The following is an 18,185-nucleotide window of genomic DNA, read 5'->3' on the forward strand; positions in this document are numbered from 1 at the left end:
GTATAATGAAGTAAGGTAGATTATGTAGTAGAGGAGAATAAGCGTGAAAAAACCAATTCAAATAATGCTAATTATTATACTCCTACTACTTACTATTTTTTTGTATAATAGAAGACTGGCTTCTATTCCATTACTCTTGCTCTCTTTTTATTTATTTTTATTGGCAGGAGAAAAGTTTTCTCTTTTCAAAAAGAATAAATGACGGTAGCATATAACATAATGGTTTGTATATAATGGAAAGTATGCAAACGGACATAGAAAGGACGTGCACGATTTGAATTTTCGTGAAATGACAACAGCACAACTACAAGAAGAATCGCTAATAGATTTAGGATTTGCGATTTTAGAAGATAAGAAAAATGCATTAACACTAACAGATCTATTTGATGAAATACAAAAATTAAATGGATTCACGGATGAAGAAATGGCTGCTCGTAAACCACAATTCTATACAGATATGAATATCGACGGTCGCTTTTTAGCAATTGCTGAAAACCAATGGGGACTAAGAGAATGGTACCCAGTGGAACAAATTGAAGAAGAAACTGCTCCTACTGTTAAAGTACGTAAAAAGAAAGCAAAAGCAGTGGATGATGATGATTTAGAAGATTTAGATGAAGATGAAATCGTATTCGAGGAAGAATTCGATGAGTTTATTGAAGACGAAGAAGAAGATGAAGAAGACGATGTCGTAGTTGACTTTGAAGAAGATATCGATGAAGAAATCGAAGAGGATCTAATCGATGAGGATGAAGAAGACTTCGACATTATCGATGACGAAGAATTAGATGAAGAAGAAGAGGAAGAAGAATAATTCTTGACATCTTCTTAGAATCGCTATAAGATTCTATTGGGCTCTTTTTAAAGAGACGTTACTCATGTGCATATAGCGCTCCCCTGCCAAATTAGCAGGCGGGGCGCTTTTTTGTTATTGTAGAACTAATTAACATTCTAGGAGGAACACATTTTGACTAAATTTATTTTTGTTACTGGTGGGGTTGTATCTTCATTAGGTAAAGGAATCACTGCAGCATCACTAGGTCGTTTATTGAAAAATAGAGGATTAAATGTAACAGTTCAAAAGTTTGATCCATATATTAACTTGGACCCAGGGACAATGAGTCCATATCAGCACGGGGAAGTTTTCGTTACAGATGATGGTGCAGAAACGGATCTAGACTTAGGTCATTACGAGCGTTTTATGGATATTAATTTGAATAAGTATTCCAATATTACAACAGGGAAAGTGTATTCTTCCGTTTTAAGAAAAGAACGTCGTGGTGATTATAACGGTGCAACTGTACAAGTAATCCCACATATTACAAATGAGATTAAACAACGTCTATTCTTAGCTGCAAAAGAAACACAAGCAGATATCGTTATCACTGAAATCGGTGGAACGGTTGGAGACATCGAATCTCTTCCATTCCTAGAAACGATTCGTCAAATGAAACGTGATGTAGGAAGCAATAATGTGATGTACATTCACTGTACATTAGTTCCGTTTATAAAAGCTGCTGGTGAGATGAAAACAAAACCAACACAACATAGTGTAAAAGAACTGCGTAGCCTTGGTATTCAACCAAACGTAATTGTTCTTCGTTCAGAAGCACCAGTTCCTCAAGACATGAAAGACAAAATCGGTCTTTTCTGTGATATCAAACCTGAAGAAGTAATTGAATGTATCGATGCGGATTCATTATATGAAATCCCATTAAATCTTCAAGCGCAGCATTTAGATCAAATCGTTGTAGATCACTTCCAACTAACTACAAAAGAAGCAGATATGACGGACTGGAGAGCATTAGTAGATCAAGTAAAATCTTTATCGAAAAAAGTACGTATTGGTCTAGTTGGTAAATATGTTGAACTTCAAGATGCTTACATCTCTGTTGTAGAAGCAATGAAACATGCAGGATACCAATTCGATGCAGATGTCGAAGTAAAATGGGTGAACGCAGAAGAAGTGAACGATGCAAATGTAGCAGAAGCTCTTTCAGATGTAGACGGCATCCTTGTTCCAGGTGGATTCGGAGACCGCGGTGTAGAAGGGAAAATCTCTGCAACTAAATACGCTCGTGAAAACAATGTGCCTTTCCTAGGTATTTGTTTAGGAATGCAATTGGCAACAGTGGAATTTGCACGTTCTATTTTAGAGCTTCAAGGTGCACATTCTTCAGAGCTGGATCCAACTACAGCACATCCAATCATTGACTTATTGCCAGAACAAAAAGATGTAGAAGACTTAGGCGGTACACTGCGTCTTGGATTATATCCATGTAAACTAACTCCTGGATCTAAAGCTTTCGAAGCTTACGGAGAAGGACTTGTATATGAGCGCCACCGTCACCGTTATGAATTCAACAACGAATACCGTGAACAATTTGAAGCAGCAGGATTTGTATTCTCTGGTACAAGCCCAGATGGTCGTCTAATCGAAATCATCGAGCTTCCAGAGCACCCATTCTTCGTAGCTTCTCAGTTCCATCCGGAATTTGTGTCTCGTCCACGACGTCCACAACCACTATTCCGAGAATTCATCAAAGCATCAGTAGGTGAATAATATAAAACAAGCAGTTCGACATAGTCGAGCTGCTTTTTTAGTGTGCATAAAGGGATGATTGGCAATAAGAAACCAATTGGAGCAGTGGATTGGAGAAGAATGGCTAAGGGCAACAGAATAGCGTGGGAAAGCAACCAAATCTGCGCTTTAGGCAACCAACTCAGCACGAGAGCAACCAAATAGTAGGCGAAAGCAACTAATTTGACCGTGAGAGCAACTAAATCTCATAATAATAAGTCGACTTCGATTGAGACAGTTTTCAAATGGAGGTAAATGGCAAAGGGCAACCAAATAGTTGGGAAAGCAACCAAATCTGCGCTCTAGGCAACCAACTCAGCACGAGAGCAACCAAATAGTAGGCGAAAGCAACTAATTTGACCGTGAGAGCAACTAAATCTCATAATAAAAAGTCGACTTCGATTGAGACAGTTTTCAAATGGAGGTAAATGGCAAAGGGCAACCAAATAGCGTGGGAAAGCAACCAAATCCGCGGTCAAAACAACCAATTCAGCATTAGAGCAACCAAATGATAGGCGAGAGCAATCAATTAAAGCGTGAGAGCAACCAAATCTCATAATAATAAGACGACTTCTATTGAAATAGTTTTCAAATGGAGGTAAATGGCAAAGGGCAACCAAATGCGAAGGGAAGCAACCAAATTCGCGGTTAAAGCAACCAACTCAGCACGAGAGCAACCAAATAGTGGGCGAAAGCAATCAATTTGACCGTGAGAGCAACTAAATCTCATAATAATAAGTCGACTTCGATTGAGACAGTTTTCAAATGGAGGTAAATGGCAAAGGGCAACCAAATAGCGTGGGAAAGCAACCAAATCCGTGGCCAAAGCAACCAACTCAGTGAGAGGGCAACCAAATAGTAGGCGAAAGCAACCATTTCCCTAACAAAAGCAACCAAGCCAAAAAAATGCCCAAAGAAATGTCTTTGGGCACTCTCCATCACTATTCACCTAATAGCATTTCATCTAGCTTCATCTTCACAGCTTCGTACACAAACATTGCCGCCAATGCATATGGCAAAACCATACGGGACCCATCTTCTGCAGGTAGCAAACCTTTCGTTAACTTCAAAGAAATATATGTATAGGCAAGATCGGCTAGCTTATTTTCTTCGCTTGCAGGCTCTGCAGCAAGTACGCTAAATGGGATAAATTCCTCGCTTAAACGTTCGGCAAGCTCCATTACTTCCTCATTTTCAGAAGAGCGAGCGATAATCCAAACGCGATCTGCGCTTGTAAGCTGAACGGTTGGTGTCCAAGTTTTCATACTTGGAAAAGGCTCTGCAGCAAATTGGGCATTTACAGCAATACTTGCCATTTCTCCAAATGTTGCAAAATAGATATTACCTTCTCTTGCAGCTGCTTGTGCCAATAGTCGAGCAGTTTCTTCTATGTTCTCTTCCTCCGAAGTTGCTATACGCTGAAAAAGACCAGTGAGTTGTGTTGTTAACATTTTCATTCTTTATTCACCTCTTTGTCATTATATCGGAAAGTCAAAAAAAGGTCGCCTTTATGCCTATCAAATGAAAGTTTGAAAAATAATTAGGAAAAAAGGAGGAATAGGAAGCTATGTATCGAATAGTAGTATAAAAGTGGGAAATTCAAAAAAGGGGTTTGTTCATCATGAAACACATTTTAATTGTAGACGATCAGCTCGGAATACGAATGCTCTTAAAAGAAGTTTTTTCACAAGTAAAATACGAAGTAAGTTTAGCAGCAAATGGTTTTGAAGCATTAGAAATTGCAAATTTAGGGCAAATTGACGGTGTACTATTAGATATGAAGATTCCCGGGATGGATGGTATTCAAATCTTAAAAAAACTGAAGGATAAATGGCCCGATCTACCTGTAATGATGATGACTGCTTATGGGGAATTGAACTTAATTCAAGAAGCGATGGATTTAGGAGCATCTCTCTACTTCACAAAGCCCTTTGATATATTTGAAGTGCGCGATGCTGTAACTAATTTATTGAATTAAGGAGCTTTCCTAGCAGGCAGTGGAAAGCATCGCCTTTTTTTGATATGATGAAAAGGATATAGGGTAAAAACACATTATGAAATAGTGAATAGAGGAGGCCCATTTAAATGGCTTTAGTATCAATGAAAGAAATGCTTGAAAAAGGGAAAAAAGAAGGCTATGCAGTAGGACAATTCAATATTAACAATTTAGAATTTACACAAGCTATATTACAAGCTGCTGAAGAAGAAAAGTCTCCAGTTATTTTAGGCGTTTCCGAAGGTGCGGCAAAATATATGGGTGGCTTTACTACAGTAGTGCATATGGTAAAGGGATTAATGGAAGACTACCAAACAACAGTACCAGTAGCTATTCACTTAGACCATGGTTCTAGTTTTGAAAAATGTAAAGCGGCAATTGACGCAGGATTTACATCCGTTATGATAGATGCATCTCATCATCCTTTTGAAGAAAACGTAGAAATTACATCGAAAGTGGTAGATTATGCACATGCACACAACGTTTCTGTAGAAGCAGAGCTTGGCACAGTTGGAGGTCAAGAAGACGATGTAGTAGCTGATGGTGTTATTTATGCAGACCCAGCAGAATGTGCAGAACTAGTTAAACGTACTGCAATTGATTGTTTAGCTCCAGCGTTAGGCTCTGTTCACGGACCATACAAAGGAGAACCAAATTTAGGGTTCAAGGAAATGGAAGAAATCTCTCAGCTTGCGGACCTTCCATTAGTATTACACGGTGGAACTGGAATCCCAACACATGACATTACACGTGCTATTTCTCTTGGAACAGCGAAAATTAATGTGAACACGGAAAACCAAATTGCTGCTACAAAAGCGATTCGCACATACTTAGCGGAAAATGAAGCGCAATATGACCCACGTAAATACTTGACTCCAGCACGCGATGCGATTAAAACAACTGTAATCGGCAAAATGCGCGAATTTGGAAGCTCAAACAAAGCGTAAACGAGTCAACACAAACTACTATAAGGGAGAAGTGTTCATCCAAAGGACCTTCTCCTATTTGTCCATCATGAGGAGGAAATACTACAATGAAATTTTTTATCGATACAGCAAATTTTGAAGAAATAAAAGAAGCACACGCATGGGGGATTTTATCTGGTGTTACAACGAACCCATCGCTAGTTGCAAAAGAGAACATTTCTTTTCATGATAGACTTCGTGAAATTACAGCGCTTGTGGATGGCTCAGTCAGTGCTGAAGTAATTGCACTAGATGCAGAAGGAATGATTAAAGAAGGTAGAGAGCTTGCTGCAATTGCGCCAAACATTACAGTGAAGCTACCAATGACGCCAGAAGGTTTAAAAGCTTGTGCCGTATTCACAAAAGAAAATATTAAAACAAACGTAACGCTGATTTTCAGTGCAAACCAAGCATTGCTTGCAGCTCGCGCTGGTGCCACATATGTATCTCCATTTTTAGGCCGTTTAGATGATATTGGGCATGATGGTATGGAGTTGATCGCTAAAATTGCACAGATCTTCGAAATGCATCAAATCGATACAGAAATCATTGCGGCTTCTATTAGACATCCACAGCACATTACAGATGCTGCGTTAAATGGCGCGCATATTTCAACAACTCCATTTAAAGTATTAAAGCAATTATTTAACCATCCTTTAACAGACAAAGGGATTGAAGGGTTTCTAGCGGATTGGAACAATCGTAAAAGCGAGTAACAAGTCGAAGGAGAAACGTATGGAAGTTTATAAGATAAAAGGTGCAAAACGCCTAAAAGGTACGATTAAAGTAAATGGAGCGAAAAATAGTGCGGTTGCATTAGTTCCAGCTTCGCTACTTGCAAATTCACCTGTTACAATAGAAGGCTTACCAGAAATATTAGACGTGTGGACGCTAAAAGAAATTTTAGAGGAACTAGGAGCAGATGTTACTTTTGAGAACGGAACGATGACGATCGATCCAACAAAAGTAGTGGATTTGCCGCTTCCAAATGGCAATATTAAAAAGTTACGCGCCTCCTACTATTTAATGGGTGTCTTACTTGGGAAATTTAACAAAGCAGCAATCGGATTGCCGGGTGGATGCCACCTCGGCCCACGTCCGATTGATCAGCATATTAAAGGTTTTGAAGCTTTAGGAGCTACTGTATCCAATGAGCATGGCGCAATTTATTTGCGTACAGATGGGTTAGTAGGATCCAAAATTTATTTAGACGTCGTAAGTGTTGGAGCGACGATTAATATTATGCTTGCCGCAGTACTTGCAAAAGGAAGAACTATCATTGAAAACGCTGCGAAAGAACCGGAAATCATTGATGTTGCAACGCTTCTTTCCAATATGGGAGCAAACATAAAAGGTGCCGGAACGAATGTCATTCGTATTGATGGTGTAAAAGAGCTGCATGGTACAAAGCATACAATTATTCCAGATCGCATCGAAGCAGGGACATTTATGATTATGGCAGCGGTTGCAGGAGATGGTGTCACCATCGATAATGTCATCCCATTCCATGTAGAAGCATTAACTGCGAAACTGCGGGAAATGGGCGTAAAAGTAGAAGAATATGAAGAAAAGATATTCATTCCAAAAACAACCCGTTTGCATGCGGTAGATGTGAAGACGCTTGTATATCCAGGCTTTCCAACCGATTTACAACAACCATTCTCGGTGTTAATGACACAAGCAACTGGCACATCGGTTATTACGGATAGCATATATTCTGCCAGATTTAAACAAATCGATGAACTTCGACGCATGAATGCTAATGGTCGTGTCGATGGTAGAACAGCCATCATTACGGGACCAGCGAAGCTAGAAGCGGCAACGGTTCGAGCTAGTGATTTGCGTGCTGGAGCGGCACTCGTTATTGCCGGTTTGCTAGCAGAAGGAGAAACCGAAATTCAAGATATTTTTCATATTGAACGAGGGTACAGCTCAATTATTGAAAGACTTCAAGGACTCGGAGCAGACATTCGCCGTGTAACTGTAAAGGAAGTAGAAGTCAACAACGAGTAGGTCTGCTTCCTTGGCATGACATAGGTGCTTCCGTTTTTCTTATAAAATATGCTACAATAAAGCAGGAAGAAACATAGACCGGATTTTATTTACCGTAAAACGGGAGGCATATAATTAGATGGAACGTAGTTTATCAATGGAATTAGTCCGAGTAACAGAAGCAGCAGCAATCGCATCAGCTCGTTGGATGGGACGCGGATTAAAAAATGAAGCAGATGATGCAGCAACTACAGCAATGCGTACAGTTTTTGACACAATCCCAATGGAAGGTGTCGTTGTAATTGGGGAAGGGGAAATGGACGAAGCACCGATGTTATATATCGGAGAAAAGCTCGGACATGGAACTGGAGGACCTCAAGTAGACGTAGCTGTAGACCCTTTAGAAGGTACGAATATCGTAGCTTCAGGTGGCTGGAATGCATTAGCAGTACTTGCTATTGCTGATCGCGGAAATCTGCTTCATGCTCCAGATATGTATATGGACAAACTAGCTGTAGGTCCTGAAGCAGTAGGGCAAGTAGATATAAACGCACCTGTAATTGATAACCTAAGAGCAGTAGCACGTGCAAAAAACAAAGATATTCAAGATGTTGTGGCAACGATTTTAGGTCGTCCACGTCACCAAAAGATTATCGATGAAATTAGAGCTGCTGGTGCTCGCATCAAGTTAATCAATGACGGGGATGTAGCAGGAGCAATTAATACAGCATTTGATAACACTGGTGTAGATATTTTATTTGGCATGGGGGGAGCTCCAGAAGGAGTAATCTCAGCAGTTGGATTAAAATGTTTAGGCGGAGAAATTCAAGGGAAACTTGTACCACAGGATGAAGCAGAGCTAGCTCGTTGTATCAAAATGGGTCTTGATGTAGACAAGGTTTTACGTATGGAAGACTTAGTAAAAGGCGACGATGCAATTTTTGCAGCAACTGGGGTAACCGATGGAGAACTTCTTCGTGGTGTACAATTTAAAGGTGCTTTTGGTTCTACACACTCAATCGTTATGCGTGCAAAATCAGGTACGATTCGTTTTGTAGAAGGACGCCATAGCTTGAACAAAAAACCGAATTTAGTTCTATAAGTGAAACTTCTCTTAAGTATACCCGGTCATTATGTACCGGGTATCCTCATAATAAAGTGAAACTTCCATTAGTGGGGGTTTTTCTTCACCCCTACTTGATGGTTAGTTAAACCAATCGGGGATTTACAGGCTGTTTCTCCCTCTATTTTTCTCTCGCAAAAGTTGAGGAGGAAATACAGCATGTTAAACCGGGGTAAACTTCATTCCTATTAAATCCGAAAAAAGTCTTCACAACAAAATATAATAAAGAGTGGTGCGTTGCCGATGACACAAACGACAATTAATGAATTAGAAAACATGACGCTTAAAGAGCTATATGCTCTTGCGCGTAAATACAAAGTGGCTGCTTATAGTAAACTTACAAAAAAAGAACTTATTTTTGCTATATTAAAATCACGTGCCGAACAAGAAGGCTTCTTCTTTATGGAAGGTGTATTAGAAATTATTCAGCAGGAAGGTTTCGGATTCTTACGTCCGATTAACTATTCTCCAAGTTCTGAGGATATATATATTTCTGCTTCTCAAATTAGAAGGTTTGATCTGCGTAACGGAGATAAAGTTACAGGAAAAGTGCGTCCTCCAAAGGAAAGTGAGCGCTACTACGGTCTTCTACATGTAGAACTAGTAAACGGAGAAGATCCGGAAATCGCGAAAGAACGTGTACATTTCCCCGGACTTACACCACTATACCCAGATCGTCATATTAAATTAGAAACTGTTCCGGAAAAGCTATCTACTCGCATAATGGATTTAGTAGCACCGGTTGGATACGGTCAACGCGGATTAATCGTTGCTCCTCCAAAAGCAGGGAAAACATTATTGATAAAAGAAATCGCAAATGCTATTACAACTAATCATCCAAACGCAGAACTTATTGTTCTGTTAATAGATGAACGTCCTGAGGAAGTAACTGATATCGAGCGTTCTGTAAAAGCTGATGTCGTGAGCTCCACATTTGATGAAGTACCAGAAAATCATGTGAAAGTGGCGGAATTAGTTTTAGAAAGAGCAATGCGTATGGTCGAACATAAGCGTGACGTAATCATTTTAATGGATTCTATTACACGTCTTGCTCGTGCGTACAACTTAGTAATTCCACCAAGTGGACGTACATTATCTGGTGGTATTGACCCTGCTGCTTTCCATCGTCCGAAACGATTTTTCGGAGCGGCGCGTAATATTGAAGAAGGCGGTAGCTTAACAATCCTTGCTACAGCTTTAGTAGATACAGGTTCCCGCATGGATGAAGTAATCTATGAGGAATTTAAAGGAACAGGTAACTTAGAACTTCACTTAGATAGAAGCCTCGCAGAACGTAGAATTTTCCCAGCCATCGATATTCGCAGATCTGGAACTAGAAAAGAAGAGCTACTCATCCCTAAAGAGCAGCTTGATAAATTGTGGGCAATCCGCAAAACATTCTCCGACTCATCTGATTTTGCAGAGCGTTTCTTGAAAAAACTTCGCCAAACAAAAACAAACGAAGCATTTTTCGAGCAACTAGCAGAAGAAATGAAAGCACATCGAAGTGGGAAAGTAACGCTATAAAATAAAATAGTTGCAAGTGAATGTTAAAGATGATACTATATTTAACGTAACATCATACATTTCTGCTACATATGCGGTTGACATCAATCGGATCGTGTAAGGTATCAGTTTTCATAACCAACTCTGTTCCAGATGGTTCAGGGCGAGAGGAGAGATAGAGATGAAAGCAGGAATTCATCCCGATTACAAAGAAGCAACAGTAACATGTTCATGTGGTAACACATTTACAACAGGTTCTGTTAAATCAGACATTAAAGTCGAGTTCTGTAACGAATGTCACCCATTCTATACTGGACGTCAAAAATTCGCAGCTGCGGATGGCCGTGTTGATCGCTTCAACAAAAAATACGGTATTAAAGAAGAAAACTAATAACAAAATACCTGTAAGGCACATGGTGCTTTACAGGTATTTTTATTTGTGTGATACATATTCTCGTATAGCTATTCGCTAGAATAACGCTGAAGTAAAAAGTGAAAATATTTCTTTAAATGAAGAAGTACAGCTGTGTATGTTATAAATAGATAGTGAAAAAATCATAAACTATTAATGATAAAGTGGAAGTGCTTGGAAACCAATTTTTCTAAAGCACATTTTTATGATAAATAAAAGACAAGATTTTTAATTTGTTTTTCGGTATGATGAGTAAAGACTGTTTGAAAGGGAGTATTTAAATGTTTATTACATCCCAAATGGGCTGGATAGAAGTTATATGTGGAAGTATGTTCTCTGGTAAATCAGAAGAGCTAATTCGTCGTATTAGACGTGTGCAATTTGCAAAACAGAAAATTGCCGTGTTTAAGCCGATGATTGATAATAGGTATAGTGAAGAGGCAGTCGTGAGCCATGATGGAACATCTACAATCGCGATTCCGATTCAACAATCCGAGGAAATATGGGAACATATTTCAGATGAAATCGATGTAATAGCAGTAGATGAAACGCAATTTTTCGACGAAGGAATAGTGGATGTTGTCACAAAACTTGCAGATCACGGTTATCGTGTAATTGTAGCGGGACTGGACCAAGACTTCCGTGGCAAGCCATTCGGACCTATGGCTGCTATTTTATGTATGGCGGAGGACGTAACGAAACTCCATGCTGTTTGCGCAGTTTGTGGATCTGAAGCAAGTAGAACTCAAAGGCTAATTAATGGACAACCTGCCGGTGCAGATGATCCGATCATTTTAGTTGGAGCATCGGAAGCGTACGAACCTAGATGCCGCCACCACCATGAAGTACCTGTTGGAACAACAACTTTACAGAAATAATATTACGAAGAGTGGCTAAAGCTGCTCTTTTTTCTTGCAGTTAAGTTGCCTAAGATAGAAAAAGTAGCGGAAGCCATGATTTTTCTTTATAATAGGAATGATATAGACTTAAACGAACGAGGTGAGGTCGATGTTTGATCGATTACAGTCGGTGGAAGATCGTTATGATAAATTAAATGAATTACTCAGCGACCCGGATGTCGTAAATGATACGAAAAAATTGAGACAATATTCGAAGGAACAATCCGATTTACAAGATACAGTAGATGTATATCGCGAATACAAAGAAGTAAAAAGTCAGCTTCAAGATGCGAAGCTTATGCTAGAAGATAAGCTAGATGCAGACATGAAAGAAATGGTAAAAGAAGAAGTGAATGAGCTGGAGTCACAAATCGTGGAATTAGAAGAGCGACTTCGTGTTTTATTGATCCCGAAAGATCCAAATGACGATAAAAACGTTATTATGGAAATTCGAGGAGCTGCAGGTGGAGACGAGGCAGCACTATTTGCGGGTAATCTATTCCGCATGTATAGTCGTTATGCGGAAACTCAAAATTGGAAAATCGATGTAATGGATTCTTCCCCTACAGGACTTGGTGGTTATAAAGAGATTATTTTCATGATCAACGGAAACAATGCCTATTCGAAGATGAAATATGAAAACGGGGCGCACCGAGTACAACGTGTCCCAGAAACAGAGTCTGGTGGTCGTATTCATACATCAACAGCAACAGTTGCGGTACTTCCAGAAGTAGAGGAAGTAGATGTAGAAATTCATGAAAAAGATATTCGAGTTGATACTTTCGCATCTTCTGGTGCAGGGGGACAATCGGTTAATACAACGATGTCTGCTGTGCGTATGACCCATTTACCAACTGGTATTACTGTGTCGATGCAAGATGAAAAATCACAAATCAAAAACAGAGAAAAAGCGATGAAAATACTTCGTGCTCGTGTTGCAGATAAATTCTTACAAGAAGCGCAAGCGGAATATGATGCGGTTCGAAAATCTGCAGTAGGTACCGGGGACCGCTCCGAACGAATTCGCACATACAATTATCCACAAAACCGAGTGACGGATCACCGTATTGGATTAACGATTCAAAAGCTTGACCAAATTTTAGAGGGTAAGCTGGACGAGATCGTTAATGCGTTAATCGTGGAAGATCAAGCAGAAAAATTAGAAAGAATGAATGATACGAATGTGTAAAACAAATTATGAGGCCCTTACCCGGGCTTCTTCTTTTTTAGAGGAGAATAATCGGGAAAAAGGAGTCGCACGTTTTCTGCTGCAGCATGTCTTAGGAAAAAGTTATTCACAACTAATGCAAGACTTATATGAAGACATATCCACAGAAGATTTTCAAACCTTTTGGTCATATGTGGAGGAACATAAAACGGGTCGACCATTCCAATATATTATTGGGCAAGAAACATTTTATGACCGAAGCTTTTTAGTGAATGAACATGTCTTAATACCTCGACCTGAAACAGAAGAGTTAATAATAGAAGTAAAAAATCGAACGAAAAAACTATTCGGCGCACAAATGGCACCGAAAATCGCAGATATTGGGACTGGCAGCGGCGCAATTGCCATTACGATAAAAAAAGAAATGCCAACTGCAAGCGTTACAGCAACGGATATTTCAGCGGATGCACTAGAAGTAGCTAAACAAAATGCACAGAGGCTAGATGTGGAAATAGCATTCAAACAAGGGGATTTACTTGCCCCAATTGCAAATGAAAAATGGGATATCATCTTATCGAATCCACCTTATATAGGAAATGAAGAAGCGGTGGAGATGTCTGATACAGTGCTAGATTATGAGCCACATCTTGCTTTATTTGCGGAAGAAAACGGCTTGCAATTATACCGAAAAATGGCGGAGCAACTCCCACAAATGATGAAAATTCCTAGTTTCATAGGTTTTGAGATAGGTTATGCCCAAGGACCTGCTGTACAAAGTATGCTACAAACAGCTTTTCCAACTGCAACTGTAGAAATTGTAAAAGATATTAATCAAAAAAATAGATTTGTTTTTTGCACAATCGATGTATAAGTTATGAATCTATTGGTAACAATATTCCTAAGGGAGGAATGTTACATGTTACCAGATTACGAGATAAAAAAAGCACCGCGAATTGGCGGGCAAATAGATGCAGTTATTTTCTTTATATGGATGTTGCTACTTATTCAGTTTTGTTTATTTTTTCTTTTCCAACAAGGAGAAGAGGCAGAAGGATTACGCTTTCGTTTAATTGCCAATAGTAATACCGTCCAAGACCAACAAATAAAAGAAGAAGTCAAAAAAACAATTGAACCGATCTTACTGAAATATAATCTAGATCAGCAACAAGCATATAGCGAATTAGAACAAGCTGTGGATAAGTTGTCAGAAAAGTTAAATGAAGAGATTCATCTATCCACAGGTATAGCTCTATTTCCACCTAAAGTTTGGAATGAAGGAATTACTTCCCAAACGAATGTCGAATCAATCGTAATATCTATTGGAAATGCACGTGGAGATAACTGGTGGTGCTCGCTATTTCCTAAGGTTTGTTATAAAGAAGAAGTAGAAAAAGAAGAAAAGCCGAAATTTTGGGTATGGGAATGGTTAAAAAAGAAGTTTTCCACATAATTACCCACAAAATTCAGAAAGTTATCAACAAATTGTGGACAAAGTAGAGGGAAAGGAGAAAATACGACATGAAAACTGAAATAATGAGTGTGGATAACTTTTTAACAAGAGATCTTAGTTATACACAAGCTGTGGATTTGTTAAGTGCGGGAGAAACAGTGGCGTTTCCAACTGAAACTGTTTATGGCTTAGGTGCTATTGCCACGAGTGAAAATGCGGTGTCTAAAATTTTCGAAGCAAAGGGTAGACCGCAGGATAATCCACTTATTGTTCATATTGGTTCAAAAGAAGAACTATCCACATTTACACAAAATGTTCCGAATCTAGCCAATATATGTATGGATGCATTTTGGCCAGGACCACTTACGCTAGTATTACCTATTAAAACTGATTCGCTTGCTAAAAATGTGACAGCTGGATTAAATACAGTTGGTGTTCGCATGCCGGATCATCCTGTAGCGCTAGAATTACTTAGACGTTTAAAACAACCTGTCGCTGCTCCAAGTGCAAATAAAAGCGGAAAACCTAGCCCTACGAAAGCTGCACATGTATATCATGACCTTAACGGGAAAATTCCACTTATATTAGATGGCGGAGCAACTGGAATTGGATTAGAGTCAACGGTTTTAGATTTTACAACGGAAGTACCAACAATCTTACGCCCAGGCGGAGTAACGAAAGAAATGCTAGAAAAAGTAATAGGCCCGGTAAATGAGTCAAAACTTACAGACGAAGCAGAAGCACCTCGTGCACCAGGGATGAAGTATGCACACTATTCGCCGGATGCTCCTGTCTATTTAATAGAAGCATCCATTTCAACAGTACAACAGGCGATTGAACAAATACATAAGGATGAAAAAAAAGTAGCGTTAATTGCAACCGAACAGTTCACTTTCACAAAAGCGGACTATTATTTTTCATTAGGACAAGAACACCAACTAGAAGATGCTGCTCACTTGCTATACGAAGCGCTAAGAAATTGTGATGAAACAGACGCACATATTATATTAGTCCCAATATTTGTGAAACAGGGTGTGGGAACAGCTATTATGAATAGACTGGAAAAAGCAGCTAATGGGAATTGGTTTGAGAGTTAACTACTTTAATGCCATTTAGGATACTTTATGTATAGGTGCTTTTGGAGAGCTTTGAACTGAACGAGTTCTATACGATTATCGAGAATCCTTGATGTGAAAGCTTTTGGGAACGAAAGAATAATCACTTTCCTATCGAGAGAAAAGCAGCCAAAGATACAATTTTGGCTGCTCTGTACTTCTCTATTGTATTTCGGCCTTTTCAATTAGAAGGAATTATCCAATTCTAATATAGTGTCAACAGATTGTTAGCATTTCACTTTTCAAAAGTAAGTAAGGAACGCATGATAGAAAGCGCGAGAGCTCCCGAAATTGCATCTTCGGAGGTCCGCACGATGCGGGTCAGACAGTCATTGCGACACGATGTCGCGTACTTAGACTGTCTTCCCTTAAACATATGTATTGGAAAGCAGCTTTTCACTTATTATCCAAAAAGGTTTAAACTGTTTTTTTATGTCTTCAAAAGGGAGAAGGACAGACGTCTGCCATAAGATTGCCTCTCCAGAAATCATTCGGTAATGATATAGCAACATGTCTGTCCAGAGTCCTTCGAAACCAATAGAAACAGTTTTAAAATTTAAAGTACGCCCTTTGCTTTTATGATCTAGGTGTATTCTCTTCCATCCTTTTGCATACATTTAATTATGCAAAAGGACGGGGGAGATTTTTTTGTGGCGTGAAATTGTCGCGGGTGGATTAATGTCAGTAGATGTCCTGATTTTGTTTTCACTCGTGCTATATCGGAAGCAAATATTTACACTGGCAGCGTGGGTCGCATCTTTACATATGCTTTTTCCGTTAATTGGTTACTATGCGGGAGCAGTAGTGCAAAATTATTTGAAATTTGCAAGTCCGTACTTATCTTCATTTTTACTAATACTTGTTGGTTTACAGATGATTTTAGCAAGGTCTCCTAAACAAGTGCCGCTGCTATCACCTTATTTACTAGCGGTTGTTGCAAGCATTGATACCTTTTCAGTAAGTATTTCATTTGGTATGCTTAAAGTAGAAAAGTTTCTATTCATTTTAAGTTCGGGCATATTTTCTTATTTGGCTGTATTTATTGCCCAAAAAGTAATTTTCAAGCATGCTTTTCTGAATAGAGGACTTATAATGAAGTTGGCGGGAGTCGGGATTTTAATATTAGGGGTTATAATTTTACGAAATATTTAACAATTTACAACAATATTTGAGGCTAATTATTATATACTAGAGATGGGGAAATGTTACGATGAATATTTTGTTTGTTTGTACAGGTAATACATGTCGAAGTCCAATGGCAGAAGCGATCTTAAAGGCTAGAGATATAGAGAATATCCAGGTCCGTTCCGCAGGTATTTATGCGATGGATGGGGGAGAAATGTCTCTTAATGGGCAAAAAGTCTTAGAAAAAGAGAATATACCTTTTACCCATGAGTCCGCTGCGATGAACGAAGCATTAATGGATTGGGCGGATCTCATTCTAACAATGACTGCATCACATAAGCAAGCGATTATTTATTCATTTCCACAGGCTATTTCCAAAGTGTATATGTACAAGGAGTTTGTGACACCTGAAAATGCACAAGATGTGTCCGATCCTTATGGAGGCGATTTACGTACATATGAGTACACATTCCAAGAACTAAACACACTTACAGACGGACTAGTGAAAAAACTCCAGGGGGATTAGGATGACAACCGAAAAAAAGCGTTACTCATTTGGAATTCAAAAGAAAATTGTTTTATTTGTTACAGTTCTAGCGTTGGTTACATACACAACGAGTGCATTATTCATCAATTTTGTACAGCCGTTACTTTTTGAAAATGCGACAAATTCGCTTGCGTTTGAGATTGCTATGTATGCATTAGGAATAATTTGGTCCGGTATACTTGCTTATTTTTTCAGTGGACTAATTATTAAACCTTTATTTCATTTGGAAAAGGTAGCAACACTTGCGTCAGAAGGTAAAATCGGTGTAGACGTGGAAGTACCAAAATCGAAAGATGAAATCCAATCTGTTTCAATCGCTTTTCAATCAATGCTTGTCAATTTAAGAGATATGGTTCAGAGCATTGAAGATAATTTTGAGAAAACGAATAATTCGGTGCAACAATTATCACAGCAATCTTCTGTAGCCGCTGATCAGGCAGAAGCGATTGCGCAAACGATTGCACAAATTTCCGAAGGGGCGGAGCATTCGGCTGTCGCTGTACAAGAAACGGTAGAGTCTGTGGAAGACGTTCGAGTACTAGCCTCTGAAGTAAATATGCGTGCAGAAAAGTCCAACGTACAGTCTAAAGAAATGATTCAAGGCTTGTCGCAAACAACCGAAGTCATTCAATCGCTTGTAAATGGTATCCAACAAGTTGCTACTGGTAGCGAAGCGGCTTTAGTCAATGTAAAGCAGCTCGAAGTAAACGCCGGAAAAGTGGAAAATATTATTCAACTAGTAGGTGATATAGCGGCTCAAACGAATTTACTTGCATTAAATGCATCAATCGAAGCTGCGCGTGCTGGAGAACATGGAAAAGGTTTTGCGGTCGTGGCAGAGGAAGTTCGTAAACTAGCAGATGAAAGCGGGAAAGCTGTTCAAGGGATTTCTTCCTTAATCAACGCCATTCAAACTGATGTCCAAACGGTTGTTCATCAAATGACCAATCAAGTAAACTTTGCAGTGGGAGAAGCGAAACGTGTTTCTGAAACGAATGAGGCTGTAGAAGGAATGTCGGATAAAATCCATCATATGGCGCAATCCGTTGCCGAAATTTCTTCATTGGTAGAAAAACAATTAACGAATATCGAAAATACTGCCCGTCAGTCCCAAGAAGTAGCAGCGATTGCTGAAGAAACGTCTGCAGGAGCAGAAGAAGTAAGAAGTGCAACAGATGAACAAGCACGATCAATCGAACAAATTGATCGCTTATCGTTCGGATTAAAGCAACAATCTGAAGAATTATTCAAGGTAATTTCGCAATTTGACAGAAATTCGTCAAAATAGATACTTTAAATACAATTC

The 18,185-nt window shown here is 39.1% G+C and carries 18 protein-coding genes; 17 read left to right on the forward strand and 1 reads right to left on the reverse strand.

Features of this window, described 5'->3' with window-relative positions; genetic code table 11:
* Positions 1–274 precede the first annotated feature (274 nt).
* Entirely contained in the window at positions 275–814 is a 540-nt protein-coding gene (rpoE, locus tag ACIP9W_RS06740) for a DNA-directed RNA polymerase subunit delta (RefSeq protein WP_400787477.1), read from the forward strand.
* A 153-nt stretch (positions 815–967) separates the two neighbouring features.
* Positions 968–2,563: a CTP synthase gene (locus tag ACIP9W_RS06745; protein ID WP_400787478.1), complete on the forward strand. Its 1,596-nt coding sequence runs from the start codon at positions 968–970 to the stop codon at positions 2,561–2,563.
* Between the two features lie 959 nt (positions 2,564–3,522).
* Here the strand turns inward: ACIP9W_RS06745 and ACIP9W_RS06750 are convergent.
* Entirely contained in the window at positions 3,523–4,038 is a 516-nt protein-coding gene (locus tag ACIP9W_RS06750) for a DUF2529 family protein (protein ID WP_400787479.1), read from the reverse strand.
* Between the two features lie 164 nt (positions 4,039–4,202).
* Here ACIP9W_RS06750 and ACIP9W_RS06755 point away from each other — a divergent pair, with 164 nt between their 5' ends.
* The 15 genes from ACIP9W_RS06755 to ACIP9W_RS06825 all read left to right on the forward strand — a co-directional run bounded on the left by ACIP9W_RS06755 (position 4,203) and on the right by ACIP9W_RS06825 (position 18,167).
* The gene (locus ACIP9W_RS06755) at positions 4,203–4,559 is read left to right on the forward strand and encodes a response regulator (protein WP_400787482.1); all 357 of its coding nucleotides are present in this window, start codon (positions 4,203–4,205) and stop codon (positions 4,557–4,559) included.
* A gap of 107 nt (positions 4,560–4,666) precedes the next feature.
* Positions 4,667–5,524 carry a class II fructose-bisphosphate aldolase gene (locus tag ACIP9W_RS06760; RefSeq protein ID WP_400787484.1) on the forward strand — a complete coding sequence of 286 codons (858 nt, stop codon included), beginning with the start codon at positions 4,667–4,669 and terminating at the stop codon, positions 5,522–5,524.
* Between the two features lie 86 nt (positions 5,525–5,610).
* Positions 5,611–6,258: a fructose-6-phosphate aldolase gene (gene fsa, locus ACIP9W_RS06765; RefSeq protein WP_282242988.1), complete on the forward strand. Its 648-nt coding sequence runs from the start codon at positions 5,611–5,613 to the stop codon at positions 6,256–6,258.
* 19 nt (positions 6,259–6,277) lie between these two features.
* Complete coding sequence (locus ACIP9W_RS06770; RefSeq protein ID WP_400787486.1) at positions 6,278–7,555, forward strand: UDP-N-acetylglucosamine 1-carboxyvinyltransferase; 1,278 nt, start codon at positions 6,278–6,280, stop codon at positions 7,553–7,555.
* 118 nt (positions 7,556–7,673) lie between these two features.
* A complete protein-coding gene (gene glpX, locus ACIP9W_RS06775) occupies positions 7,674–8,636 on the forward strand; it encodes a class II fructose-bisphosphatase (protein ID WP_142537944.1) in 963 nt (320 codons plus the stop codon).
* A 264-nt stretch (positions 8,637–8,900) separates the two neighbouring features.
* Positions 8,901–10,184 (forward strand): transcription termination factor Rho, encoded by a 1,284-nt coding sequence (gene rho / locus ACIP9W_RS06780; RefSeq protein ID WP_400787489.1) that lies wholly within the window; start codon positions 8,901–8,903, stop codon positions 10,182–10,184.
* Positions 10,185–10,344: 160 nt separating this feature from the next.
* Positions 10,345–10,554, forward strand: coding sequence for a 50S ribosomal protein L31 (gene rpmE, locus ACIP9W_RS06785; protein WP_142537942.1), 210 nt, complete (start codon positions 10,345–10,347; stop codon positions 10,552–10,554).
* A gap of 302 nt (positions 10,555–10,856) precedes the next feature.
* A complete protein-coding gene (locus tag ACIP9W_RS06790) occupies positions 10,857–11,453 on the forward strand; it encodes a thymidine kinase (protein WP_400787491.1) in 597 nt (198 codons plus the stop codon).
* A 130-nt stretch (positions 11,454–11,583) separates the two neighbouring features.
* On the forward strand, positions 11,584–12,663 hold the full coding sequence (gene prfA, locus ACIP9W_RS06795; RefSeq protein WP_400787493.1) for a peptide chain release factor 1: 1,080 nt from the start codon (positions 11,584–11,586) through the stop codon (positions 12,661–12,663).
* Positions 12,656–13,513, forward strand: coding sequence for a peptide chain release factor N(5)-glutamine methyltransferase (gene prmC / locus ACIP9W_RS06800; protein ID WP_400787495.1), 858 nt, complete (start codon positions 12,656–12,658; stop codon positions 13,511–13,513). The genes prfA and prmC overlap by 8 nt, the downstream gene beginning before the upstream one ends.
* A gap of 45 nt (positions 13,514–13,558) precedes the next feature.
* A complete protein-coding gene (locus tag ACIP9W_RS06805; RefSeq protein WP_400787498.1) occupies positions 13,559–14,092 on the forward strand; it encodes a stage II sporulation protein R in 534 nt (177 codons plus the stop codon).
* A gap of 68 nt (positions 14,093–14,160) precedes the next feature.
* On the forward strand, positions 14,161–15,189 hold the full coding sequence (locus tag ACIP9W_RS06810; protein ID WP_400787501.1) for an L-threonylcarbamoyladenylate synthase: 1,029 nt from the start codon (positions 14,161–14,163) through the stop codon (positions 15,187–15,189).
* 666 nt (positions 15,190–15,855) lie between these two features.
* The gene (locus ACIP9W_RS06815) at positions 15,856–16,359 is read left to right on the forward strand and encodes a manganese efflux pump (RefSeq protein ID WP_400787504.1); all 504 of its coding nucleotides are present in this window, start codon (positions 15,856–15,858) and stop codon (positions 16,357–16,359) included.
* Positions 16,360–16,417: 58 nt separating this feature from the next.
* A complete protein-coding gene (locus tag ACIP9W_RS06820) occupies positions 16,418–16,858 on the forward strand; it encodes a low molecular weight protein arginine phosphatase (RefSeq protein WP_400787507.1) in 441 nt (146 codons plus the stop codon).
* A 1-nt stretch (position 16,859) separates the two neighbouring features.
* Positions 16,860–18,167, forward strand: a complete 1,308-nt coding sequence (locus tag ACIP9W_RS06825; RefSeq protein ID WP_400787510.1) for a methyl-accepting chemotaxis protein — start codon at positions 16,860–16,862, stop codon at positions 18,165–18,167.
* The last annotated feature ends 18 nt before the right edge of the window (positions 18,168–18,185 follow it).

Origin of the sequence: Psychrobacillus sp. NPDC093180, from assembly GCF_044754065.1 — a bacterium.
GTDB lineage: Bacteria > Bacillota > Bacilli > Bacillales_A > Planococcaceae > Psychrobacillus.

Coding starts and splice junctions, on each gene's coding strand:
- glpX (WP_142537944.1), top strand. CDS start 7,674: ATGGAACGTAGTTTATCAATGGAATTAGTCCGAGTAACAGAAGCAGCA.
- prfA (WP_400787493.1), top strand. CDS start 11,584: ATGTTTGATCGATTACAGTCGGTGGAAGATCGTTATGATAAATTAAAT.
- ACIP9W_RS06750 (WP_400787479.1), bottom strand. CDS start 4,038: ATGAAAATGTTAACAACACAACTCACTGGTCTTTTTCAGCGTATAGCA.
- prmC (WP_400787495.1), top strand. CDS start 12,656: ATGTGTAAAACAAATTATGAGGCCCTTACCCGGGCTTCTTCTTTTTTA.
- ACIP9W_RS06770 (WP_400787486.1), top strand. CDS start 6,278: ATGGAAGTTTATAAGATAAAAGGTGCAAAACGCCTAAAAGGTACGATT.
- ACIP9W_RS06755 (WP_400787482.1), top strand. CDS start 4,203: ATGAAACACATTTTAATTGTAGACGATCAGCTCGGAATACGAATGCTC.
- ACIP9W_RS06810 (WP_400787501.1), top strand. CDS start 14,161: ATGAAAACTGAAATAATGAGTGTGGATAACTTTTTAACAAGAGATCTT.
- rho (WP_400787489.1), top strand. CDS start 8,901: ATGACACAAACGACAATTAATGAATTAGAAAACATGACGCTTAAAGAG.
- ACIP9W_RS06760 (WP_400787484.1), top strand. CDS start 4,667: ATGGCTTTAGTATCAATGAAAGAAATGCTTGAAAAAGGGAAAAAAGAA.
- ACIP9W_RS06825 (WP_400787510.1), top strand. CDS start 16,860: ATGACAACCGAAAAAAAGCGTTACTCATTTGGAATTCAAAAGAAAATT.
- rpmE (WP_142537942.1), top strand. CDS start 10,345: ATGAAAGCAGGAATTCATCCCGATTACAAAGAAGCAACAGTAACATGT.
- ACIP9W_RS06820 (WP_400787507.1), top strand. CDS start 16,418: ATGAATATTTTGTTTGTTTGTACAGGTAATACATGTCGAAGTCCAATG.
- fsa (WP_282242988.1), top strand. CDS start 5,611: ATGAAATTTTTTATCGATACAGCAAATTTTGAAGAAATAAAAGAAGCA.
- ACIP9W_RS06805 (WP_400787498.1), top strand. CDS start 13,559: ATGTTACCAGATTACGAGATAAAAAAAGCACCGCGAATTGGCGGGCAA.
- ACIP9W_RS06790 (WP_400787491.1), top strand. CDS start 10,857: ATGTTTATTACATCCCAAATGGGCTGGATAGAAGTTATATGTGGAAGT.